At 40.7% G+C, this 22,752-nt stretch carries 35 protein-coding genes; 3 read left to right on the top strand and 32 right to left on the bottom strand.

All coding sequences use genetic code 11. The features are described 5' to 3' along the window. The first annotated feature begins 239 nt into the window (after positions 1–239). Positions 240–416 (top strand): hypothetical protein, encoded by a 177-nt coding sequence (locus FHW89_RS25875; protein ID WP_172337940.1) that lies wholly within the window; start codon positions 240–242, stop codon positions 414–416. An 88-nt stretch (positions 417–504) separates the two neighbouring features. Here FHW89_RS25875 and dnaK read toward each other — a convergent pair whose 3' ends face one another. Continuing rightward, on the bottom strand, positions 505–2,415 hold the full coding sequence (dnaK, locus tag FHW89_RS25870; RefSeq protein WP_172337939.1) for a molecular chaperone DnaK: 1,911 nt from the start codon (positions 2,413–2,415) through the stop codon (positions 505–507). Positions 2,416–2,871: 456 nt separating this feature from the next. On the opposite strand from dnaK, the gene FHW89_RS25865 reads away from it, so the two are divergent. Next, entirely contained in the window at positions 2,872–3,345 is a 474-nt protein-coding gene (locus tag FHW89_RS25865) for a GNAT family N-acetyltransferase (protein WP_253952322.1), read from the top strand. Between the two features lie 69 nt (positions 3,346–3,414). On the opposite strand, the gene FHW89_RS25860 is transcribed toward FHW89_RS25865, so the two are convergent. From FHW89_RS25860 to FHW89_RS25710, 31 genes are all read right to left on the bottom strand, one after another. Continuing rightward, entirely contained in the window at positions 3,415–3,600 is a 186-nt protein-coding gene (locus FHW89_RS25860; RefSeq protein WP_172337937.1) for a hypothetical protein, read from the bottom strand. A 164-nt stretch (positions 3,601–3,764) separates the two neighbouring features. Next, a complete protein-coding gene (gene rplQ / locus FHW89_RS25855; protein WP_172337936.1) occupies positions 3,765–4,358 on the bottom strand; it encodes a 50S ribosomal protein L17 in 594 nt (197 codons plus the stop codon). A gap of 137 nt (positions 4,359–4,495) precedes the next feature. Beyond that, positions 4,496–5,488 carry a DNA-directed RNA polymerase subunit alpha gene (locus FHW89_RS25850; RefSeq protein WP_166095847.1) on the bottom strand — a complete coding sequence of 331 codons (993 nt, stop codon included), beginning with the start codon at positions 5,486–5,488 and terminating at the stop codon, positions 4,496–4,498. A 95-nt stretch (positions 5,489–5,583) separates the two neighbouring features. After that, the gene (gene rpsD / locus FHW89_RS25845; RefSeq protein ID WP_076377381.1) at positions 5,584–6,192 is read right to left on the bottom strand and encodes a 30S ribosomal protein S4; all 609 of its coding nucleotides are present in this window, start codon (positions 6,190–6,192) and stop codon (positions 5,584–5,586) included. A 67-nt stretch (positions 6,193–6,259) separates the two neighbouring features. Continuing rightward, complete coding sequence (gene rpsK, locus FHW89_RS25840; protein ID WP_172337935.1) at positions 6,260–6,649, bottom strand: 30S ribosomal protein S11; 390 nt, start codon at positions 6,647–6,649, stop codon at positions 6,260–6,262. Positions 6,650–6,781: 132 nt separating this feature from the next. Further along, positions 6,782–7,159 (bottom strand): 30S ribosomal protein S13, encoded by a 378-nt coding sequence (rpsM, locus tag FHW89_RS25835; RefSeq protein WP_166095852.1) that lies wholly within the window; start codon positions 7,157–7,159, stop codon positions 6,782–6,784. Between the two features lie 71 nt (positions 7,160–7,230). Then, entirely contained in the window at positions 7,231–7,347 is a 117-nt protein-coding gene (gene rpmJ / locus FHW89_RS25830) for a 50S ribosomal protein L36 (protein ID WP_074487407.1), read from the bottom strand. Between the two features lie 8 nt (positions 7,348–7,355). Continuing rightward, positions 7,356–7,574: a translation initiation factor IF-1 gene (gene infA, locus FHW89_RS25825; RefSeq protein ID WP_022833270.1), complete on the bottom strand. Its 219-nt coding sequence runs from the start codon at positions 7,572–7,574 to the stop codon at positions 7,356–7,358. Between the two features lie 64 nt (positions 7,575–7,638). Next, a complete protein-coding gene (gene map, locus FHW89_RS25820; protein ID WP_172337934.1) occupies positions 7,639–8,430 on the bottom strand; it encodes a type I methionyl aminopeptidase in 792 nt (263 codons plus the stop codon). Between the two features lie 8 nt (positions 8,431–8,438). Beyond that, positions 8,439–9,779 (bottom strand): preprotein translocase subunit SecY, encoded by a 1,341-nt coding sequence (secY, locus tag FHW89_RS25815; RefSeq protein WP_172337933.1) that lies wholly within the window; start codon positions 9,777–9,779, stop codon positions 8,439–8,441. A 6-nt stretch (positions 9,780–9,785) separates the two neighbouring features. Next, a complete protein-coding gene (gene rplO / locus FHW89_RS25810; RefSeq protein ID WP_172337932.1) occupies positions 9,786–10,232 on the bottom strand; it encodes a 50S ribosomal protein L15 in 447 nt (148 codons plus the stop codon). A gap of 4 nt (positions 10,233–10,236) precedes the next feature. After that, positions 10,237–10,416, bottom strand: coding sequence for a 50S ribosomal protein L30 (rpmD, locus tag FHW89_RS25805; protein ID WP_166095860.1), 180 nt, complete (start codon positions 10,414–10,416; stop codon positions 10,237–10,239). A 6-nt stretch (positions 10,417–10,422) separates the two neighbouring features. After that, entirely contained in the window at positions 10,423–10,941 is a 519-nt protein-coding gene (gene rpsE / locus FHW89_RS25800; RefSeq protein ID WP_076377395.1) for a 30S ribosomal protein S5, read from the bottom strand. Positions 10,942–10,953: 12 nt separating this feature from the next. Then, positions 10,954–11,304, bottom strand: a complete 351-nt coding sequence (rplR, locus tag FHW89_RS25795) for a 50S ribosomal protein L18 (RefSeq protein WP_172337931.1) — start codon at positions 11,302–11,304, stop codon at positions 10,954–10,956. Between the two features lie 5 nt (positions 11,305–11,309). Continuing rightward, positions 11,310–11,867 (bottom strand): 50S ribosomal protein L6, encoded by a 558-nt coding sequence (gene rplF, locus FHW89_RS25790; protein ID WP_090462794.1) that lies wholly within the window; start codon positions 11,865–11,867, stop codon positions 11,310–11,312. A gap of 16 nt (positions 11,868–11,883) precedes the next feature. Beyond that, complete coding sequence (gene rpsH, locus FHW89_RS25785; protein ID WP_076377401.1) at positions 11,884–12,282, bottom strand: 30S ribosomal protein S8; 399 nt, start codon at positions 12,280–12,282, stop codon at positions 11,884–11,886. 147 nt (positions 12,283–12,429) lie between these two features. Next, positions 12,430–12,699 carry a 30S ribosomal protein S14 gene (gene rpsN, locus FHW89_RS25780; RefSeq protein ID WP_166095871.1) on the bottom strand — a complete coding sequence of 90 codons (270 nt, stop codon included), beginning with the start codon at positions 12,697–12,699 and terminating at the stop codon, positions 12,430–12,432. Next, positions 12,692–13,255, bottom strand: coding sequence for a 50S ribosomal protein L5 (rplE, locus tag FHW89_RS25775; protein ID WP_090462789.1), 564 nt, complete (start codon positions 13,253–13,255; stop codon positions 12,692–12,694). The genes rpsN and rplE overlap by 8 nt, the downstream gene beginning before the upstream one ends. Continuing rightward, positions 13,255–13,599 carry a 50S ribosomal protein L24 gene (rplX, locus tag FHW89_RS25770; protein ID WP_172337930.1) on the bottom strand — a complete coding sequence of 115 codons (345 nt, stop codon included), beginning with the start codon at positions 13,597–13,599 and terminating at the stop codon, positions 13,255–13,257. The genes rplE and rplX overlap by 1 nt, the downstream gene beginning before the upstream one ends. Before the next feature lies 1 nt (position 13,600). Continuing rightward, positions 13,601–13,969 carry a 50S ribosomal protein L14 gene (gene rplN / locus FHW89_RS25765; RefSeq protein WP_073405786.1) on the bottom strand — a complete coding sequence of 123 codons (369 nt, stop codon included), beginning with the start codon at positions 13,967–13,969 and terminating at the stop codon, positions 13,601–13,603. Between the two features lies 1 nt (position 13,970). Next, entirely contained in the window at positions 13,971–14,225 is a 255-nt protein-coding gene (gene rpsQ, locus FHW89_RS25760; protein ID WP_090462782.1) for a 30S ribosomal protein S17, read from the bottom strand. A gap of 16 nt (positions 14,226–14,241) precedes the next feature. Then, positions 14,242–14,451, bottom strand: coding sequence for a 50S ribosomal protein L29 (gene rpmC, locus FHW89_RS25755; RefSeq protein WP_172337929.1), 210 nt, complete (start codon positions 14,449–14,451; stop codon positions 14,242–14,244). Positions 14,452–14,574: 123 nt separating this feature from the next. Next, positions 14,575–14,997 carry a 50S ribosomal protein L16 gene (rplP, locus tag FHW89_RS25750; protein ID WP_076377413.1) on the bottom strand — a complete coding sequence of 141 codons (423 nt, stop codon included), beginning with the start codon at positions 14,995–14,997 and terminating at the stop codon, positions 14,575–14,577. Between the two features lie 47 nt (positions 14,998–15,044). Next, positions 15,045–15,920 carry a 30S ribosomal protein S3 gene (gene rpsC / locus FHW89_RS25745; protein ID WP_090462776.1) on the bottom strand — a complete coding sequence of 292 codons (876 nt, stop codon included), beginning with the start codon at positions 15,918–15,920 and terminating at the stop codon, positions 15,045–15,047. Between the two features lie 6 nt (positions 15,921–15,926). Further along, on the bottom strand, positions 15,927–16,355 hold the full coding sequence (rplV, locus tag FHW89_RS25740; RefSeq protein WP_172337928.1) for a 50S ribosomal protein L22: 429 nt from the start codon (positions 16,353–16,355) through the stop codon (positions 15,927–15,929). Positions 16,356–16,361: 6 nt separating this feature from the next. Continuing rightward, complete coding sequence (gene rpsS, locus FHW89_RS25735; protein WP_066006044.1) at positions 16,362–16,628, bottom strand: 30S ribosomal protein S19; 267 nt, start codon at positions 16,626–16,628, stop codon at positions 16,362–16,364. After that, positions 16,628–17,455 (bottom strand): 50S ribosomal protein L2, encoded by an 828-nt coding sequence (gene rplB / locus FHW89_RS25730; RefSeq protein WP_172337927.1) that lies wholly within the window; start codon positions 17,453–17,455, stop codon positions 16,628–16,630. Before rplB ends, rpsS begins: the two co-directional genes overlap by 1 nt. 7 nt (positions 17,456–17,462) lie before the next feature. Beyond that, complete coding sequence (gene rplW, locus FHW89_RS25725; RefSeq protein WP_166095882.1) at positions 17,463–17,753, bottom strand: 50S ribosomal protein L23; 291 nt, start codon at positions 17,751–17,753, stop codon at positions 17,463–17,465. Between the two features lie 2 nt (positions 17,754–17,755). Continuing rightward, on the bottom strand, positions 17,756–18,388 hold the full coding sequence (gene rplD, locus FHW89_RS25720) for a 50S ribosomal protein L4 (RefSeq protein WP_166095884.1): 633 nt from the start codon (positions 18,386–18,388) through the stop codon (positions 17,756–17,758). A 1-nt stretch (position 18,389) separates the two neighbouring features. After that, positions 18,390–19,007, bottom strand: a complete 618-nt coding sequence (rplC, locus tag FHW89_RS25715) for a 50S ribosomal protein L3 (protein ID WP_166095886.1) — start codon at positions 19,005–19,007, stop codon at positions 18,390–18,392. Between the two features lie 382 nt (positions 19,008–19,389). Then, positions 19,390–19,731 (bottom strand): hypothetical protein, encoded by a 342-nt coding sequence (locus FHW89_RS25710; RefSeq protein WP_172337926.1) that lies wholly within the window; start codon positions 19,729–19,731, stop codon positions 19,390–19,392. A 164-nt stretch (positions 19,732–19,895) separates the two neighbouring features. Here FHW89_RS25710 and FHW89_RS25705 point away from each other — a divergent pair, with 164 nt between their 5' ends. Next, positions 19,896–22,361: a M1 family metallopeptidase gene (locus FHW89_RS25705; RefSeq protein WP_172337925.1), complete on the top strand. Its 2,466-nt coding sequence runs from the start codon at positions 19,896–19,898 to the stop codon at positions 22,359–22,361. The last annotated feature ends 391 nt before the right edge of the window (positions 22,362–22,752 follow it).

Raw genomic sequence — 22,752 nt, 5'->3', positions numbered from 1 at the left:
GCTTTTTTGTTTTCTATCAATCCTTATTTGGCATCCTGAATGCAGTGAAGGATCTATATGATAAATAAAGTTGGCTAATAGATTCTTCGTTCCTCAGAATGACAATATTATTAGGTTTATCTTTCCCCAAACTTGTTGTTACAAATAAGTTTAGGCCGTTTTTTGATATCTATTGTTAATTTATTATTTTGATCTGTGTTTTCGGGACAATCATTTGCTAACTTTTAAAACCTAATAAAATGGAAAACAAAACAGTTGATGAAAAATTACAGTTAACGGAACTGACTAAAGATGAACAAAGAGAAATTTCTGGCGGAATGGCAGAATTGGTTGCAGACAGCAGCTTTGCAGCCCTTTTTACCTTTACGAAAACAAAACAAGATACGGCAAAAAACGCCATTAATAATCTCAGATAATCACGCTTTTGTTTGCAAAAAGTCTAACAAAAAAGCCCGGTTCAGGAAAAATCCTGACCGGGCTTTTTATTATTCAACAACACTTAAATTATTTTGTATCGTCTTTTACTTCTTCAAAGTCAACATCGGTTACGGTGTCGCCCTGATCCTGCGGACCTGCGCCCGGAGCACCTTCGGCACCTGGCTGACCTGCTTCGGCAGAGGCTTTGTACATCTCTTCAGATGCGGTTGCCCATGCAGCGTTCAGTTCGGTTTGAGCTGTTTCAATAGCGTCAAAGTTTTTAGATGCATAAGCTTCTTTCAACTTGGTTAAACCAGCTTCGATAGGGCCTTTTTTGTCGGCTGAAATTTTGTCACCGTACTCTTTCAGTTGTTTTTCTGTCGAGAAGATCAGGGCATCAGCAGCGTTCAGTTTTTCAACTTCTTCTTTTGCTTTTTTGTCGGCATCAGCGTTAGCTTCAGCTTCGTCCTTCATCTTTTTGATCTCGGCATCAGTTAAACCTGAAGAAGCCTCGATACGGATCTTTTGCTCTTTACCGGTTGCTTTATCTTTTGCAGATACATGTAATATACCGTTCGCGTCAATATCAAAGGTTACTTCGATCTGAGGCACACCGCGAGGTGCTGGTGGTATACCATCCAGGTGGAAACGACCTATAGTACGGTTACCCGAAGCCATTGGACGCTCACCCTGTAATATGTGGATCTCAACAGATGGCTGACTATCAGAGGCGGTTGAGAATGTTTCTGATTTTTTGGTTGGGATAGTTGTATTTGACTCAATCAGTTTGGTCATTACACCACCCATAGTTTCAATACCTAATGAAAGTGGGGTAACATCTAACAGCAACACATCTTTCACTTCACCGGTTAATACACCACCTTGAATAGCAGCACCAATAGCAACAACCTCATCGGGGTTAACACCTTTTGAAGGGGCTTTACCAAAGAATTTTTCAACAGCTTCCTGTATAGCAGGGATACGGGTTGAACCACCCACCAGGATAACTTCGTCGATATCTGATGTGCTTAAGCCAGCGTTTTTCAAAGCTGATTTACATGGATCAATAGTACGTTTGATCAGGCTATCTGCCAGTTGCTCAAATTTAGCACGGGTTAAAGTTTTAACTAAGTGCTTTGGCATACCATCAACAGCAGTGATGTATGGTAAGTTAATTTCTGTTTGTGCAGAGCTTGATAACTCAATTTTAGCTTTTTCTGCTGATTCTTTTAAACGTTGTAAAGCCATTGGATCTTTACGCAGATCAATACCTTCGTCGTTTTTAAATTCATCAGCTAACCAGTCGATAATTACCTGGTCAAAGTCGTCACCACCTAAGTGAGTATCACCATCGGTTGATTTTACTTCAAATACACCGTCGCCCAACTCCAGGATAGATACGTCATGCGTACCACCACCGCAGTCAAATACCGCGATTTTCATATCCTTGTGCGCTTTGTCAAAGCCATAAGCTAAGGCGGCGGCAGTAGGTTCGTTAATGATACGACGTACTTTTAAACCCGCGATTTCGCCAGCTTCTTTAGTAGCCTGACGTTGAGCATCGTTAAAGTAAGCTGGTACGGTAATAACCGCTTCAGTTACTTCGGTACCCAAAAAGTCTTCAGCGGTTTTCTTCATTTTTTGAAGGATCATGGCCGAGATCTCTTGCGGAGTGTATTTACGGTCGCCAATTTCAACACGCGGAGTGTTGTTGTCGCCTTTTACTACCTTGTAAGGTACACGGGCAGCTTCGCTTGTAACTTCGTTAAACTGGTTACCCATAAAGCGTTTAATTGACGATATGGTTTTTGTAGGGTTGGTGATGGCCTGACGTTTTGCAGGATCGCCAACTTTACGCTCGCCGTTGTCAATAAAAGCTACTACGGACGGCGTAGTACGTTTTCCCTCGCTGTTCGCAATAACTACAGGCTCATTACCTTCCATTACAGCTACGCAGGAGTTTGTTGTTCCTAAGTCGATTCCAATTATTTTAGACATATGATTGTTTTACTTGATTTAATATTTTACTAACTACAGCTATTTATCAACGTTTGTGCCAATAGCTATTTGGCAGTGCATATAGTCAGGATGACAAATATTGCGTCAGAAATGCTATACACATTGGTGACAGGTTGGCAGAAATTGAGGCTGAAGGCAGAAAGGTTAAAGGTTAAAGGTTAAAGGTTAAAGGTTAAAGGAGAATGGTCAATACTGTAAAAGGTTTTAGATTATATATCTTTGCATTATTAAATAAACGCCTCTGTTACTTAACACCATTAACGGGCATATTATCCTGCCTGGAATTGCATAACAAAAGCTTTGTATACAAAGCTTGACATTCACTTTCTAAAAGAGAACAGTTTTTCTATTGTTATTTAATTCCACAATTACATGTTTTTTATCGAGTCTGAACGGTTGCGACTGATACCGTTAACACACCAGCAATTGCAACTAATGCATACTGACAGGCCGGCTATGGAACTATCCCTGGACCTCAATCCATCTGCCATGTTGATAGATCCGCTTTATCAGCACGAAATAGATGACGCCATGATCAATTTCTGGCTCCCTAAAACGCTGGAGTATCCGCAACAATATAAATGGTACACCAACTGGGAGATAGTGCTTAAGGATACAAATACCTCCATCGGAGGAATGGGATTTGGCGGCGAACCCAACGAAAAAGGTGAGATAGAAACCGGTTATATGATCGATGCCAACCAGCACAACAAAGGCTACGCTACCGAAGCCCTGAGAACGATGATACAATGGGCCTTCGGTCATGAGGCAGTCAAGGCTATCATTATACGCACCTTTGCTGATAACCTGCCATCAAGAAAAATGATGGACAAATGCGGATTTAAGCAGGTAGATGATGTGGATGGGTTATTGACTTATAGATTGGGGAGACCACTTTCTGGATCTTGACTTTGATCGGGTCAATAAATCACCATTGCCTCAAAGGCAGGTAATGGTGATTTAATTACTTTACTGATATTAATTTAAGCAATTATCCGGGGAGGTTACACAGAGGGTAGAAACCGGGCAGGTATACAGCCCATGGCAACATCCCTCAGTCCAATACTTTCCACTATTTCCTGCAATACCGCATCCAATACCGATACCACCCTTAATTTGCTTCATTTCTTCTCTCTTAATAGGTTTTCCAAAATTGGTTTTCATTTTTCTCTCTAATTTAGTTTTTGGCTCCGGTTTTACTATAAGGTACACAGCTCACTACCTAATTATAAATCAAGTTAGTGATAAAGGTTTTGACTATCAATTTATAAGCAACAAAAAAGGCCCTGCTCAAATGAGCAGGGCCTTTCGTATTAAGGGATTTAAAATTATTCTCCTTTTTTTGCGTTTTCTTCTGCTTCTGGAGTTGCAGGAGCTTCAGCAGCTGGAGTTTCAGTAGCTTCTGCAACTGGGGCTTCTGCTTTAACTTCTTCTTCAACAACTTTTGCTTCTTCAACAGGAGCAGCAGTTTCTTTAGCTGGCGCTGCTTTTGCTTTAGCACCTGAACCACCACGACGACGTGTTGATTTTTTAGCTGCAGCTGCAGTGTCAACACCGTAAACAGTGTTGTAGTCTACTAATTCGATGATCGCCATTTCAGCATTGTCGCCTAAACGGTTCTCTAACTTCACGATACGGGTGTAACCACCTGGGCGTGTAGCAATTTTCTCGGCAATTTCGCGGAACAGGATAGTAACCGCGTCTTTGTCTTGTAAATAGCTAAACACTGTACGACGAGAGTGAGTAGTATCGTTTTTTGATTTTGTTAAAAGTGGCTCAACATAACCGCGTAAAACTTTTGCTTTTGCTAATGTTGTAGTGATACGCTTGTGTAAAATAAGCGAAGTTGCCATGTTAGCCAGCATCGCTTTGCGGTGACTGGTAGTACGGCCTAAGTGATTGTTTTTGTTTCCGTGTCTCATTGTTATTAAATTATTTCACGTGCATACCGTCCGGCGATCAGATCAAGCCTTCGGAATTATGCCTTCGCTAATTGTTTGTTATTATATAAATAAAAAAGTGAGGCTTGAACAGCTGTTCAGCCTCACTTTTTAAATTTTTATTCTTCGTCTAACTTGAATTTAGACAGGTTCATACCAAAAGATAAGCCTTTTGATTTAACCAGGTCCTGAATTTCAGTTAATGACTTTTTACCAAAGTTTCTGAATTTTAACATATCAGCAACATCGTATGATACTAAGTCGGCCAGGCTGCGGATGTCGGCAGCTTTTAAGCAGTTTAATGCGCGTACAGAAAGGTCAAGATCAACCAATTCAGTCTTCAGGATCTTGCGCATGTGCAGGATCTCTTCGTCAACTTCTTTAGTTTCTTCTTTAGCCTGTGCTTCCAGCATCATGTTCTCATCGCTGAACAGCATAAAGTGCTGGATCAGGATTTTGGCTGCTTCTTTTAACGCGTCTTCCGGATGAATTGATCCATCGGTAGCAATATCCAGAACTAATTTTTCATAGTCGGTTTTTTGCTCAACACGATAGTTTTCAATAGTATATTTTACGTTTTTAATAGGCGTAAAGATGGAATCGATAGCTATTACACCAACGTTAGCATCCGGGTTTTTATTTTCTTCGCTTGCTACGTAACCACGGCCTTTACCTACAGTAAGCTCAATTTCAAGCGTTACTGACGAGTCCATATTACAGATAACCAGATCAGGGTTTAAAACAGTAAAGTTATTAGAGAATTTAGTAACATCTCCGGCTTTAAAAGCGTCCTGGCCATTTATGATAACGAATATCTTTTCAGAATCACCAGACTCACCTGTTTTTTTGAAACGTACTTGTTTCAGGTTCAGAATGATCTCGGTTACGTCTTCAACAACACCTTTGATGGTTGAAAACTCATGCGTAACTCCCGAAAAACGAACAGAAGTGATGGCATAACCTTCGAGTGATGAAAGTAAGATACGACGCAGAGCATTACCAATGGTCACACCGAAGCCTGGTTCTAACGGACGAAACTCAAACGTACCATCGAAATCATTTGCTTTCTGCATGATAACCTTGTCTGGTTTTTGAAATGCTAAAATTGCCATTTATATCCTTTATTTATTGTTTACTAATTGAATTGATTTAAACCACGAAAATGGTTGACATAAAATGCCAACCACCCCATAGATAATTATCGTTATTATTTTGAGTACAACTCGACGATTAGGTTTTCTTTGATATTCTCAGGTATCTCGTCGCGGTTAGGATAGTTTAGGAATTTACCTGTTAAGGCGTTAGCATCCCATTCTAACCAGCTGTATTTATTGATTCTTCTTCCGGCTACTGATGTAGTGATAGCTTCTAATGATTTAGATTTTTCACGTACAGAGATCACGTCACCAGCTTTTAAAGCGTATGAAGCGATGTTTACCACAGCACCATTAACGTTAATGTGTTTGTGATTAACCAACTGACGGGCTGCAGAACGTGTAGGAGCAATACCTAAACGGTAAACAGCATTATCTAAACGAGCTTCTAAGAATTTCAACAAGTTTTCACCTGTGATACCCTCTTTAGCTGATGCGCGGTGAAACAAGTTTTCGAACTGACGCTCTAACACACCATAAGTGTATTTTACTTTTTGTTTCTCCTGTAACTGAGTTGAATACTCAGATTGTTTTCCTCTTCTTTTTGAGGCACCGTGCATTCCCGGTGGATAGTTTTTACGTTCTAACGCTTTATCCGGACCGAAGATCGGCTCGCGGAAACGACGTGCAATTTTGGATTTTGGTCCTGTATATCTAGCCATTTTTGTGTGTTCTTAAAGTATCAGGCAGCCTGTAACTGCTGAATCTTAGCTTTAAAAAATTTGTTAATTAAACTCTTCTTCTTTTTGAAGGACGACAACCGTTGTGCGGAAGCGGTGTGATATCTTTGATGGTTGTAACCTCAATACCTGCAGTTTGTAAAGTACGGATAGCCGACTCGCGACCTGCACCCGGACCTTTTACAAATACTTCAACTTTACGTAAGCCCAGGTCATAAGCTACTTTACCGCAATCGGCAGCTGCTTGTGAAGCGGCGTATGGGGTGTTCTTTTTTGAACCTTTGAAACCCATTTTACCAGCTGATGACCATGATACAGCCTGACCGGTTTTGTTGGTAAGGGTGATGATGATATTGTTAAAAGTAGCATTGATGTGTGCTTCGCCAACAGGCTCAACAATTACAATACGCTTTTTGGTTACTTTTTTGCTCTTAGCCATTTTTTTAATTTTTGAATTAATGAATTACTGAGTTAATAAATAACCCGGACCCATTAATATATATTGTCAAATGAGGTAATCCTAATGAATTGTAAAGCGGTAATTACTTAGCCTCACAATCACTATTCAATATTATTTAGTAGCTTTTTTCTTGTTAGCAACTGTTTTACGTTTTCCTTTACGGGTACGTGAGTTGTTTTTAGTACGCTGACCACGTAATGGTAAACCTTTACGGTGACGTGTACCACGGTAGCAACCTATGTCCATCAAACGTTTAATGTTAAGCTGCACTTCTGAACGTAGCGCGCCTTCCACTTTAATCTGATCGTTGATAATTCCACGAATTGAGGCTAATTGCTCATCGGTCCAGTCTTGTACTTTTGTATTAAAATCAATACCAGCCTCAGTCAAAATCCTTTGAGCTGTTGAGCGGCCTATACCGAAAATGTAAGTAAGTCCGATTTCTCCTCTTTTGTTTTTCGGTAAATCTATACCTGAAATCCTTGCCATATTTATTGTTTGTTTTTTAAATGATAACCGAACGGCGGGCCACCGTTGTACGAATTATCACAGTTTTTTAATTATCCCTGACGCTGTTTGTATTTAGGATTCTTTTTGTTAATAACATAAAGTTTCCCGTTACGGCGAATGATCTTGCAATCAGCGCTGCGTTTTTTGATGGATGCTCTAACTTTCATCTCTTTGTTTATTTATATCTATAAGTTATTCTACCCTTAGTTAAATCGTACGGGCTCATTTCCAATTTAACTCTGTCGCCAGGTAAAATCTTGATGTAGTGCATACGCATTTTGCCGGAAATGTGTGCAATAATCTCATGACCATTTTCCAGTTCAACCCTGAACATTGCATTTGACAATGCTTCCCTAATTGTACCGTCTTGCTCAATCGAAGATTGTTTAGCCATATTTTGTTGATTATTACTTAATTATCCGCCCTAAAACCGGGATGCAAAATTAATAAAAAATTATTTAATTATTATGCTTTTCTTTCAAAACATTTTCAACATACTCAAACGTTGATAAAATGTCTGGTTTACCTTTACCAATAGCTACCGTATGCTCATAATGGGCCGATGGCTTTTTATCGACAGTTGAAACCGTCCATCCATCATCCCAAAACTTAACACCGGCACGGCCAGCGTTGATCATGGGCTCGATAGCGATCACCATTCCTTCTTCCAGTTTGATGCCCGCTCCGCGCTTGCCATAGTTTGGAACTTCGGGTTTTTCGTGGAGCTTTACGCCCACGCCATGCCCTACCAATTCTTTTACTACGCCAAAGCCATTCTTCTCGGCATGCTCCTGTATCGCATAACCAATGTCGCCTATGCGCATACCTACAACAGCTTTCGCAACTCCAAGGTCAAGACACTCTTTGGTTACCCGCATCAGTTTCTTAACCGTATCACTTACCTCGCCGATAGCGAAGGTATAAGCCGAGTCGCCAACAAAGCCGTTTAAGGTAGCTCCGCAGTCAACCGATACCAGGTCACCTTCCTGCAAGACATAGTTCCCGGGGAAACCGTGTACCACCTGATCATTGAGCGATATGCAAAGTGAATAAGGAAACCCTCCGTAGTTTAAAAAAGTAGGGATCCCCCCGTTGTCGCGTATAAAGGTTTCAGCAAGTCTGTCGAGTTCAATAGTTGTAACACCAGGTCCAATCACTTTGGCCACCTCCGCATGTGTACGGGATACCAGTAAGGCACTTTCTCTGATGAGCTCTATTTCTTCGGCAGACTTGTAAAGAATTTTTGACATGCTTAAAATTAGATAGCTGTCGGAGTTGTTCCGGCAGCAGCAGGAATTGCTGTACGCCCTTTAATCCGTCCGGTTTTCATTAAACCATCATAATGACGCATCAACAGGTGACTTTCTATTTGTTGCAAGGTATCCAAAACTACACCTACCAGGATGATCAGTGAAGTACCACCAAAGAATCTTGCGAAGATCGGAGATACGCCAACCAAACTGGCAATGGCCGGGATAATGGCTATAATAGCCAGGAATATTGATCCCGGTAAAGTTATTTTTGATATTACGCCGTCAATAAAATCAGCAGTTGATTTGCCTGGTTTAATGCCCGGTATAAAGCCACCGTTCTTTTTCATATCATCAGCCATCTGGTTAGGATTAACCGTAATAGCTGTATAGAAATAGGTGAACAGGATGATCAGGATACCAAACAACAAGTTATGCTGCCATGAGTTATAGTTTGACAATGCAATCAGGATACCGTTAGATGCGGCATTCGGGAAAAACTGTTGTACAGTTTGCGGAATGAACATCAGTGCCTGGGCAAATATAATAGGCATTACACCGGCAGCATTTACCTTTAAAGGTATATACTGACGCACGCCACCATATTGTTTGTTACCTACTATACGTTTAGCATATTGTACCGCAATTTTGCGTGTACCCTGTACTATGAGTATAGTAAACATTACCACACCTATCAGTGCTACAATTTCAACAATGAAAGTTACCAGACCACCTGTACCACTGGTACGGGAGCCGAACTCTGTTATAAACGCACCTGGCAATTGGGCAATAATACCCACCATGATAATTAACGATATACCGTTACCGATACCTTTATCGGTAATTTTTTCACCCAGCCACATTACAAATAATGTACCCGCTGTTAAAACTACCGTAGTTAATAAGGTAAACAAGGGATCGCCGATTAAACGTGCATCAGGACCAATTTGTGAACGTACATAACCGATAGCCTGCAATGCAGTAATACCGATGGTTAGGTAGCGTGTCCACTGGTTTAGCTTGTTACGCCCGCTTTCACCCTCCTTTTGAAGTTTGGTAAAATAAGGCACAGCAATACCCAGCAGTTGCACCACAATTGAAGCCGAAATGTAAGGCATTACACCTAAGGCGAAAATAGAGGCACGTGAAAACGAACCTCCTGCAAACATATTCAACAATCCTACTAATCCTTCTGCTTTTTGGTTTGCGAATGACGCACCGTTTACGCCAGGCAACACTACGAATGAGCCTACACGATATATTAAAAGAAATAAGAGTGTGTTTATAATACGCACTCTCAAATCTTCGATTTTCCAGATATTGGATAATGTGGTGAAAAATTTCTTCATTGAAACTTACAACTTAACTATGGTACCACCAGCTGCTTCGATAGCTTTTTGAGCTGTAGCAGTAAATGCATGTGCTTTAACTTCCAATTTGGCTTTCAGTTCGCCACGGCCCAGGATCTTCACCAGGTCGTTACGTGAAACCAAACCATGTTCTTTCAGGGTATCGAAATCAACTGCTGACAGAGAGAATTTCTCAACTAAGCCTTGCAATACATCCAAATTAACACCTGTGTATTCAACACGGTTAGGGTTTTTGAAACCAACTTTAGGTACACGACGTTGTAAAGGCATCTGACCGCCTTCAAAACCTACCTTAGTGCTGGTACCTGAACGTGAACCGGCGCCTTTGTGGCCACGGGTTGACGTGCCGCCACGGCCAGAACCTGTACCACGGCCAATTCTTTTTCTATTTTTAGTAGAACCTTCTGCAGGTTTTAGATTACTTAAATTCATGATATTAAATGTTTTCTACCGCTACCAGGTGATTAACTTTTCTAACCATCCCAATTATAGCAGGTGTAGCCTCAACTTCCACACTGTGGTTAATTTTACGTAAGCCTAAAGCTTCGATTGTCTTTTTCTGGCGTTCACTTCTGTCGATCACGCTCTTAATCTGAGTTATTTTGATTTTGGCCATGACTGATTATCCGTTAAATACTTTACCTAAACTAACGCCACGTTGCTGAGCTACAGTATGCGCATCGCGTAATTGCGCTAATGCAGATACAGTTGCTTTTACCACGTTGTGCGGATTTGATGAACCTTTTGATTTTGCCAGTACGTTGTGGATACCTGCCGACTCTAATACGGCACGCATTGCACCACCCGCAATAACACCGGTACCATTTGCTGCTGGTTTAATGAAAACAAAACCGCCAGAAAATTTACCAATTTGCTCATGAGGTATAGTTCCGTTTAAGATAGGAACTTTTACCAGGTTCTTTTTAGCATCATCAATGCCTTTTGCAATAGCTTCGGTAACCTCTTTGGCTTTACCTAAGCCGTAACCTACAACACCGTTCTCGTCACCTACTACCACAATGGCAGAGAAACTGAATGTACGGCCACCTTTGGTTACTTTGGCAACGCGTTGTATGCTTACCAAGCGGTCTTTTAATTCGATCTCGCTTGTTTTTACTCTTTTTATGTTGATTGTTGACATTTCTCTTTTCGATTAAAAGTTTAAACCACCTTCACGTGCACCTTCGGCCAGTGATTTAACACGACCATGGTACAAATAACCGTTCCTGTCGAAAACCACATCTTTAATACCTGCTGCAATAGCTTTCTGAGCTACCAGTTTGCCTACGGCTACTGATTGATCTGATTTATTGCCAGTTGCAGAAAAGTCTTTTGATAAAGATGAAGCCGATACGATAGTTTTACCGGTTAAATCGTCAATGATCTGCGCGTAAATTCCTTTGTTACTTCTGTAAACTGACAGGCGAGGACGCTCTGTTGATCCTGAAAGGCGTTTTCTGATGCCTTTTTTAATCCTGTCTCTTCTTGATAATTTAGCTCCCATGACGATTATTTTTTAGATGCTGATTTACCTGCTTTTCTTCTCAATACTTCGCCAACAAACTTGATACCTTTACCTTTGTATGGTTCTGGTGCACGTAACGAGCGTATTTTTGCCGCTACCTGACCGATCAGTTGTTTGTCGATAGATTCCAGGATGATGGTTGGGTTTTTACCCTTCTCAGCAGTGGTTGTAACTTTAATTTCTTTTGGTAATTCAAATACATAGTGGTGAGAGTAACCTAACACCAGATCTAAAGTATTACCTGTATTGGTAGCACGGTAACCTACACCCACTAATTCCTGCTCCACTTTGTAACCAGTGGTTACACCTACTACCATGTTATTTAAAAGCGCACGGTATAAACCATGTAATGCTTTATGACGTTTTTGTTCAGAAGGGCGTTGTACTAACAACTGGCCATCTTCCTGTGCAATGGTGATATCGCTATCAACCGCTTGCTGCAACTCACCTTTAGGGCCTTTTACAGTAACAACATTCTCTGCTGATACGGTAACGGCAACTCCCTGAGGTAGTGCTATCGGTGCTTTTCCTACTCTTGACATTGCTTAATTTCTCCTATTAATAAACGTAGCATAATACTTCGCCACCTACATTTTGCTGACGGGCTTCTTTATCGGTCATTACACCTTTTGAAGTTGACAGGATAGCGATTCCTAAACCATTTAATACTCTTGGCAGGTTATCGGTACCTGCGTATTTCCTCAAACCTGGTTTACTGATGCGCTGAATGCTGCGGATAGCAGAAATTTTAGTTATCGGGTGGTATTTTAAAGCAACTTTAATGCTGCCTTGCGGACCAACTTCCTCAAACTTGTAATTGGCAATGTAACCTTTGTCGAAAAGCACTTTCGTGATTTCCTTTTTCAGATTTGATGCAGGAATTTCAACAACCCTATGGTTGGCTTTAATAGCATTCCTTACTCTTGTAAGATAATCTGCGATTGGATCTGTATTCATTTTATTGTGTTATGACGGTGGTTTCCTTCCGGTAACATCCCGGGCGACCTTCCATCGGTTAATTCATTTTTAATTCAAAAGTAAAAATTCAAAATTCAAAAACGCCGGTAAGGCACTTTTGAATTTTGACTTTTGAATTTTAACTTTTTACCAGCTTGCTTTCTTTACTCCCGGTATTTTGCCAGCTAATGCCATATCACGGAATGTTACACGTGAAATGCCAAACTGACGCATATAACCACGAGGGCGGCCGGTTAATTTACAACGGTTGTGTAATTTTACCGGAGATGAAGCTTTAGGCAATTTATCTAAGGCTGCATAATCGCCGGCCTCTTTAAGGGCTGCTCTTTTCTCTGCGTATTTAGCAACCAATTTAGCGCGTTTTAATTCACGTGCTTTTACACCTTCTTTAGCCATTGTTATTTTGATTTTTAAATGGTAATCCAAATTGTTTCAACAACTCCAATGCTTCAACATCGTTTGTTGCGGAGGTTACAAAGGTAATATCCATACCTTGAATTTTATTGATTTTATCAATATTTATCTCAGGGAAGATAATTTGTTCTGTAATACCTAATGTATAGTTACCTCTTCCGTCAAAACCTTTGTCGTTGATACCTTTAAAGTCACGGATACGTGGCAGGGCAACAGCGATTAAACGATCCAAAAACTCATACATTGTGTTGTCACGCAGGGTAACACGTACGCCAACCGGCATATTTTTACGCAATTTGAAGTTTGAGATATCTTTTTTAGATTTTGAAGCAACTGCCTGCTGACCGGTGATGGTAGTTAACTCAGTGATGGTGTTTTCGATCAATTTCTTGTCGGTTGTGGCAGCGCCAACACCCTGGTTAATGGCAATTTTTTCCAGTTTAGGAACCTGCATTACGCTTTTATACTGAAATTTATCTTTCAGAGCGGTACGGATCTCCTCTTTGTATTTTGTTTTGAGTCTTGGTATGTAAGTCATTACTTAATTTCCTCCCCTGATTTTTTTGCTACCCTTACTAATTTGCCGGCATCGTTTTTCTTACGGCCAACACGGGTTGGGTTACCTGATTTAGGATCAACCAGCATTAGGTTTGAAATATGTATAGCAGCTTCCTGTTTAACAATACCACCGTTAGGGTTGGCAGCGTTAGGTTTGGTATGTTTTGATACCATATTGGCACCTTCAACAATAGCGCGGCCTTTGTCTAACAAAACCTCAACAATTTTGCCTTGTGTTCCTTTTGAATCACCGGCTATAACTTTAACCAGGTCACCTTTACGGATCTTTAATTTAGCTGGTTGCTCGTGTTTTTTCTTTTCCATGTTACAATACCTCCGGTGCTAATGATACAATTTTCATAAATTGTTTCTCACGCAGTTCCCTTGCAACAGGGCCAAAGATACGGGTACCTCTCGGCTCGTCCTGGTTATTTAACAATACAGCTGCGTTATCGTCGAAACGGATGTATGAACCATCTTTTCTGCGGATCTCTTTTTTGGTGCGTACTACTACGGCTTTTGATACAGTACCTTTTTTTACGTTACCTGATGGTAAAGCGCTTTTTACAGTTACTACTATCTTATCGCCGATTGATGCGTACCTTTTACCAGTACCGCCCAATACACGGATCACTAAAACTTCTTTAGCTCCGCTGTTATCGGCTACGTTTAATCTTGATTCCTGTTGTACCATCTTATTTAGCCCTTTCTATAATTTGAACTAATCTCCAGTTTTTGCTTTTGCTCAACGGACGTGTTTCCATAATCAATACGGTATCACCAATACCACAGGTATTTGTCTCATCATGAGCCATGAATTTGGTAGTTTTCTTTACGAATTTACCGTAGATAGGGTGTTTTACTTTACGTTCCACAGCTACTACGATTGATTTTTGCATTTTATTGCTAACTACCAAACCGGTACGTGTTTTTCTTAAATTTCTTTCCATTTTTCTGAACGCTTAATTATTTGTTTTCAGAAGTTGACGCAGCTTTACGCTTTGTTAATTCAGTATTTAACCGAGCAATGTCCTTGCGTACTTTTGTTATACGTGTTGGATTCTCAATAGCTGATACTGCATGGGCAAATTTAAGTTTGGTAAGGTTTGTTCTCTCCTCGCCTACTCTTGCAACCAATTCCTCAGTTGATAGCTCCAAAATTTCTGAGTTCTTCATTTTCTTTTGTTATTTGTTGTTGTTGTTCGCAGTTTCAACGCTGTATTGTTTTTTTGATGGGTGAATGTTCGGCATCTAACTTCACAACATGAAAACTTTACAACTTCTCAACTAACTTTCCGTTTATGCTTCTACGTAATCTCTACGTACTATAAATCTGGTTTGTACCGGAAGTTTTTGTGCTGCAAGGCGTAAAGCCTCTTTAGCAACGTCTAATGGTACACCTTCGGCTTCAAAAATGATCCTTCCGGGGCGTACTACCGCAACCCAGTATTCTGGAGCACCTTTACCTTTACCCATACGTACCTCTGCTGGTTTCTTAGTTACCGGTTTGTCAGGGAATATCCTGATCCATACCTGGCCTTCACGTTTCATAAAACGTGTTACAGCGATACGCGCAGCCTCGATCTGGCGGCTGGTGATCCAGGCCGCTTCGAGTGATTTTATACCGAAAGATCCGAATGAAAGTTCTGCACCACGGGTGGCTAAACCTTTCATCCTGCCTTTTTGCATCTTTCTGAACTTCGTTCTTTTTGGCTGTAGCATTTTCTTAAGCTTTTATATCGTTACGATATCTTTCTCTACTTTAATTATTATCTCTTTCCTGGGCCTCCCGGACGGTTGCCGCCTTGGCCACCTGGACGGTTGCCACCTTGACCACCACCACGGTTGTTGTTTCCACCACCACGGCGGTCACCACCTGGTTTTCTGTCGCCTCTGCGCTCGCCGCCACGTTCGCCACCGCGTTGGTTGTCACGTCCGCCGAATGCCGGAGCACCGTCTGGACGACCACCTTTACCGCTGCTGCTGCTTGTGCCGCCGATGTTTGGAGACAAGTCACGTTTTCCGTAAACTTCGCCTTTGCAAATCCATACTTTAACACCTATTTTACCATAAGTGGTTAAAGCTTCTGCCAGTGCGTAGTCAATATCAGCACGGAAAGTGTGCAAAGGAATTCTTCCTTCTTTGTATTGTTCGCTACGTGCCATCTCGGCACCGCCTAACCGGCCTGATGTCATGATTTTGATACCTTCGGCACCCATTCTCATGGTTGAAGCGATGGTAGTTTTCATGGCACGGCGGAAAGAGATACGTGCTTCCAGTTGTTTTGCGATACCTTCTGCCACTAATTGCGCATCAAGCTCAGGACGTTTGATCTCGAAAATGTTGATCTGAACTTCCTTTTTGGTAAGTTTTTTCAACTCTTCTTTGATCTTGTCAACTTCCTGACCACCTTTACCGATCACGATACCCGGACGGGCAGTGTGAATAGTTACAGTGATGCGTTTTAATGTACGTTCGATAACCACTTTGGATACCCCACCTTTAGCAATACGAGCTGAAAGGTATTTGCGGATTTTTTCGTCTTCAACTAATTTGTCGGAGTAGTTGTTGCCACCGAACCAATTAGAATCCCATCCTCTGATGATTCCTAATCTGTTACCTATTGGATGTGCTTTCTGTCCCATTTCAAATTAATTATTATCGTTTTTACTATCCACTATAAGGGTTACATGGTTTGAGCGTTTGCGGATACGGTATCCTCTTCCTTGCGGAGCAGGGCGTAATCTTTTCAGTTGACGGCCACCGCCTACTGAAACTTCTTTTACAAATAAAGCGCTGTCTTCAACACGTTTGCCTTCGTTTTTTGCTTCCCAGTTTTTGATGGCTGATAACAAAAGTTTCTCTACACGAATAGCAGCTTCTTTGTTAGTATATTTTAATATGTACAACGCTTTTTCAACGTTCTCGCCACGGATAAGATCAACTACCAAACGCATTTTGCGTGGTGAAGTTGGACAGTCCTGTAGTTTAGCAACTGAAGCACCGCCAACCTGGGCTTTTGCTGCTTCTTTTTGTTGCCTGATCAATACAGACTTTTTGATTTTTGTTGTTGCTTCCATTGCCTGTTATTTTTTCTTTTCTGCGTGACCGCGGAATGTACGGGTTGGAGCAAATTCTCCCAACTTGTGACCAACCATGTTTTCTGTTACGTACACAGGGATAAATTTATTACCGTTGTGTACTGCGAATGTATGACCAACGAAATCAGGAGAGATCATGGAACGACGTGACCATGTTTTTACAACTGATTTTTTATTTGAATCATTCAAGGTAAGAACTTTTCTTTCCAGGTTATGATCAATATAAGGTCCTTTTTTAATTGAACGTGCCATTATTTTTTCCTTCTTTCAATGATATAACGATCCGACCCTTTTTTCTTATCACGGGTTTTGTAGCCTTTAGCCAATAAACCTTTACGTGAACGTGGATGACCACCTGAGGCTCTACCCTCACCACCACCCATAGGGTGATCTACCGGGTTCATGGCTACACCACGAACTCTTGGTCTGCGGCCCAACCAACGGTTACGGCCAGCTTTACCCAACACTGCGTTTGCTTTCTCGCCATTTGAAACGGTACCGATAGTTGCCAAGCAAGTTGACAGTATCATACGGGTTTCGCCTGAAGGCAATTTGATGATAGCATATTTACCATCGCGAGCTGAAAGCTGAGCATAAGTACCGGCGCTGCGGGCGATAACACCACCCTGGCCTGGGTTTAACTCAATGTTGTGGATGATAGAACCTAACGGGATGTTTTTCAAAGGCATGGTATTACCAACCTCTGGAGTTGCGGTCTCGCCAGATACAACTACCGTACCAACTGTTAAGCCTTCCGGAGCAATCATATATCTTTTCTCGCCATCTACAAAGTGTAGCAGAGCTATACGTGCAGAACGGTTTGGATCATATTCAATAGTGGCAACTTTTGCCGGGATATCAAACTTATTACGTTTGAAATCGATTAACCTGTATGCTTGTTTATGGCCACCACCCAGGTAGCGCATAGTCATTTTACCGCTGTTGTTACGACCGCCCGATCTTTTGTTAGACGCTACAACCAACGATTTTTCAGGAACGTTTGTTGTGATATCTGAGTTAGATACGTCAACTCGGAAGCGGGTACCCGGAGTAACCGGTTTAAATCTCTTTACTGCCATGTCTTAATTATATATTGCTGTAAAAATCAATTGTTTCACCGTCCTTCAACGTAATGATCGCCTTTTTGTAAGTAGCAGAGCGGCCTTGAACGGCGCCTGCCTTAGTGTTGCGAGTTTTAAGTTTGCCGACGTATTTCATGGTGTTTACCGCCGTAACGTTTACACCATACATTGCCTCAATGGCACCTTTAATCTGAATTTTGTTTGCTCTGTGATCAACTTTGAAAGCATAACGGTTAAGTTTCTCGGTTAATTGAGTTACTTTTTCAGTAAGTAGGGGTTTCTTTAAAATTTCCATAATTACTTAGCTAATGCTTCCTCCAAAGTTTTAACAGCACCTGTAGTTAATAACAGTTTGCCAGCATTTAACACATCATAAGTGTTCAACTGCTCAACCGAAATAACTTTTGATTTTTTCAGGTTTCTGCTTGATAAATACACATTGTTATTATCAGCGGCTGCAATTACCAATAATGTTTTATCGTTGGTAACATTCAGATCAGCCTCCAGTTTAAGGTAGTTTTTAGTTTTGATGCTATCAAAGCTAAAATCTTCTAAAACCAGGATATTGTTATCTTTTGCTTTGTATGATAAAGCCGATTTACGTGCCAGTGATTTCAGTTTCTTGTTTAATTTGAAGCTGTAATCGCGTGGTTGCGGACCAAATACACGGCCACCACCGTTAAACAACGGAGATTTTACGCTACCTGCACGGGCACCACCTGTACCTTTTTGTTTATATAATTTGCGGGTTGAACCTGCAATTTCGTTACGCTGTTTTGCTTTGTGTGTACCCTGACGCTGGTTAGCTAAAAACTGCTTAACATCAAGATAGATCGCGTGATCGTTGGGTTCAATGCCGAATACCGACTCAGGAAGCTGCACCTTGGCACCTGTTTCTTTACCTGATACGTTTAATACGTTAACTTCCATCTTATTTATCAACTATTACGAATGAACCCTTAGCTCCTGGGATGGAACCTTTAACAACTAACAGATTCTGCTCCGCATAAACTTTCACAACTTGTAAGTTCTGAACTTTAACACGGCCGTTTCCGGTTTGACCCGCCATACGCATACCTTTAAATACGCGAGATGGCCATGATGACGCACCCAAAGAACCCGGCGCACGTAAACGATTGTGCTGACCGTGAGTTTGCATACCCACACCACCAAAACCGTGACGTTTTACCACACCCTGAAAACCTTTACCTTTTGAGGTACCAACCACATCCACAAAATCTCCCGCAGCGAAAATCTCTACAGTAACAGTGTCACCTAAGTTTTTTTCGTCTTCGAAAGTTTTGAATTCAACAAGTTTACGCTTTGGAGCAGTACCTGCTTTTTGGAAGTGACCTTTTAAAGGTGCAGAAGTGTTTTTTTCCTTTTTGTCGCCATATGCCAGCTGTACAGCAGCATACCCGTCTGTATCAACAGACCTAACTTGTGTTACCACGCAAGGGCCAGCTTCGATTACTGTGCAGGGAATATTCTTCCCTGTTTCGTCGAAAATGCTGGTCATTCCTACTTTTTTACCAATAATTCCTGACATTTCTTTAATTTGTTTGTGCCCATCGAAGCAGTAGGGCTTCGTTCAAGGCATATTATTTTCCCCTTAAGGGACGGCAAAGATAGGAATTTTGTATTAACTCTCAAATAGTTAGTGAATTATTTTTTAATATTTTTCCACAAACGTTTTTCACAAGAGCTCCGGGGGTATTTGGCTGGCGCCTAAGGTATTTAATACCTGCCGCGAAAATATGATTTTTAATGCTTACACAGAAATGATAAAAACCATGCCTGTAAAGATTCCTGAAATGGAAATTTCGCAGGTAATATTTTACCCAGGCTATTCCCTTTTATTGTTTAAAGCCTACAAGCGATCCTGTAAAATAACTTTGCTTTTTAGCTGTGGATAGTTAAACAGCGTATCTTTATATATAAATGCCGAGCTCGTTTTTATCGTCATGGGCATGTTTTTTAATATTCCGCAAAAAGGCAGTGTCATTTTTCATAAACACCTCCCCTTCAATTATCCGTTTAAAATAAGTAAAATCTTTATCCTTTACCTTAGCAAACGTATTAGATTGCTTGCGGATGATTAACTGATAAGTTTCCTGTCCGGCAGCAAATGATTTTTCTGCCATCTTTAATTTAATCGTATACCTGAGCCATAAACAAATCACCATATAAAAAACCAACGGGGCAATGATGATATTGAGCTTAAAATAAATCACCGGTTTGATGCTGATGTAACCCAGTTTTTCTGACAACATCCGGAATATAATTAACTGGTCAGATGCCTCCGTGATATGAAAGCCTATCCACGGACATTATTTTTGGCAAAGTAGTATACCATTCATTATTTTATAATAAATAGTACTATGTTATAAATAGTACTATAAAAGTTTTACATTTGTTCAACTTCAAATGAACAGATATGAAAAACCTTTGTCTTACCTCGGCAATTTGTACCATCTTATTTTTAACTGGCTGGGCGCCGATAAAGGCACAGCAAAAACCTGCGGATATCGCATTAAAAATATACAGGGAAACGCCTGCCAAAATCAATGATTTGTTAAACACTAAACTTGAGGTACGCTTTGATTATCAAAAGCACTATTTGTATGGCAAGGAATGGGTTACTTTAAAGCCGCATTTCTACCCAACTGATACTTTACGCCTTGATGCCAAAGGAATGGATCTGAAAAACATTTCAATAGTTAAATCGGGTAAAAACATTCCGCTTAAATTCACTTATGACAGCCTTTCCGTGGCAGTTCAATTAGACAAGGTTTATCATAATAATGAAAATTATACCATTTACATCGATTATACGGCAAAACCAGATGAATTAAAAGCTACCAGAAAGCATGGAAAAGGTTTATACTTTATTAACCCTGATGGCAAAATAAAAGACAAACCGATACAGATATGGACAGAGGGCGAGCCCGAAAGCTCATCGGCCTGGTTCCCAACTATTGATAAACCTAACCAGAAAACCACGAGCGAAATCAGCATGACCGTGCCCGCCGAATATGTAACTTTATCAAATGGCAGGCTTGCATCTCAAAAAAACAACACTGATAATACGCGTACCGACACCTGGAAGATGGAATTACCCAATGCCCCATATTTGTTCATGATGGCCGTAGGCAATTTTAAGATCTATAAAGACAGCTGGCATGGCAAAGAAGTAAGTTATTATGTTGAACCAAAGTACGCTCCTTATGCAAAAGACATATTTGGTTTTACGCCAGAGGCTATTGGTTTCTTTTCAAAAATTACCGGCATTGATTATCCATGGAACAAATACGCTCAGATAGCTGTGCGAGATTATGTAAGCGGTGCAATGGAAAATACCACGGCAATGGTGACAGGCGAGGGAGCACAAGCGACCAAACGTGAATTGATTGATCGGGTTCATCATGATTTTGGTGGCGTACATGAGTTATTTCATCAATGGTTTGGTGATTATGTAACTACCGAAAGCTGGAGTAACCTCACGCTAAATGAATCATTTGCCGACCTTGGAGAAATACTATGGGCCGAACACAAGTATGGGCAGGATGCCGCCGATGAGCACATTCAGGAAGGTTTACAGGGATATTTGGATAATCCTCAAAATGCAACAAAAAACCTGGTTCGTTTTCATTATATTGTTAAGCAGGATGTATTTGATGGAGTTACTTATCAAAAGGGTGGTCGCATACTGAATCTTTTACGGCATTATTTAGGTAACGACGCATTTTACAAGGGGTTGAATATTTATCTTAAAACAAATGCGCTAAAAAGCGCCGAAGCTCAGCAGCTACGCCTGGCCATGGAAGAAGCCAGCGGGCTCGATCTGAATTGGTTTTTTAACCAATGGTACTATGGCGCCGGCCACCCGGTAATGAGTATCGGTTACAAATGGGACGAAGCCAATAAGACCCAAACTGTTTACCTGCAACAAATCCAGGATGGACAAACATTTACACTACCTATGGCTATTGATATTTATGAGGGCGGTAAAAAGCAACGCCACCAGATTTGGATGCGCAAAAAAGCCGACACTTTGATTTTCCCCGCTGCTTCAAAACCCGATCTGGTAAACGTGGATGCCGAAAAGCTGTTACTCGGTAAAAAAAACGACGACAAAACCATCACTGAGTACACTTTTCAATACAGCAATGCACCTTTATACCTTGACCGCTATGAGGCTATTGATGCGGCAATAACGGGGCAGAAAAACCCGGTTGCGCAAAAGCTTCTTATAACGGCATTAAATGACAAGTATCATGGATTGCGGATGAAAGCGCTAAAAGGACTAAATATGGATAATGATACTATCCGTAATATGGCCTATCCGCTGATAGTTACCATTGCCCAAAAAGATGATAACAGCTTGTTACGTGCCCAGGCTATTGTACTTTTAGGTAAGTATAAGAAAGCTGCTGATACAGCATTATTCAAACAGGCTTTAAAAAGCGAGTCATACACGGTGCAGGGGGCAGCACTATGGTCACTAAACCAGGTAAACCCTCAGGAAGCTATGATATTGGCCCCTTTATATGAAAAGGATAATAAAGGCGATCTGACAGAAACTATTTATACAGTTTATACAGCCAATGCACGTGATGAAAAGTGGGAATACATTTATAAGTTTTATATGAGCCGTTTTGCCGAACAACGCTATAAGCTCACCGCCAAATTTGGCGACTATATTGGCAGAATAAAAAATACGGTTAATGCGCAACTGGGTATAAAAGAGATAAAAGCCCTGGGCATTGAATATAAAAAGTATGTCGGGTTAAAAATCATAGATATATTAACATCGGTAAAAACACATCGCATGGAACTAAATGATTCAGCCTCTGTAAAAGCGATTGATGAGGCTATCATAGACATTAATAAAGCTAAATAAGATGATTAAAATATATTTATTTACAAACCTTATCCTATGCAGACTAAGGCATAACCACCTGAAATACAATTTCAAACGTTTGTGTTGTGGTTCATTGCTGTAAACGCGGCTCTATTGAACGTTACCAGTAAAATCAGCAAGATTAGGTATCATTCACCTCCCCCATAAGTATTTGAAAATTATCAAATTACAGTACATCGCTATTCCCGATACCCTTATAGCTTATTAAAAACACGTTTTAGCAAGCCATTGGCAGCCACCACTGTTTTCAAAACATGATTTGGCTAATATCTCGCAAAAGCACATAAAATTATCTACTGGTTAAATTTTTATCAAACGTTTGCGTAACCTTTAAATAGTTGATTAACTACCCATTTCATAATTTAAGTTA

The organism is Mucilaginibacter sp. SG564 (genome assembly GCF_013149275.1).
Taxonomy (GTDB): Bacteria; Bacteroidota; Bacteroidia; order Sphingobacteriales; family Sphingobacteriaceae; genus Mucilaginibacter.
The sequence above is the reverse complement of the archived record's forward strand: the minus strand, read 5'-3'. Positions and strand labels throughout refer to the sequence as shown.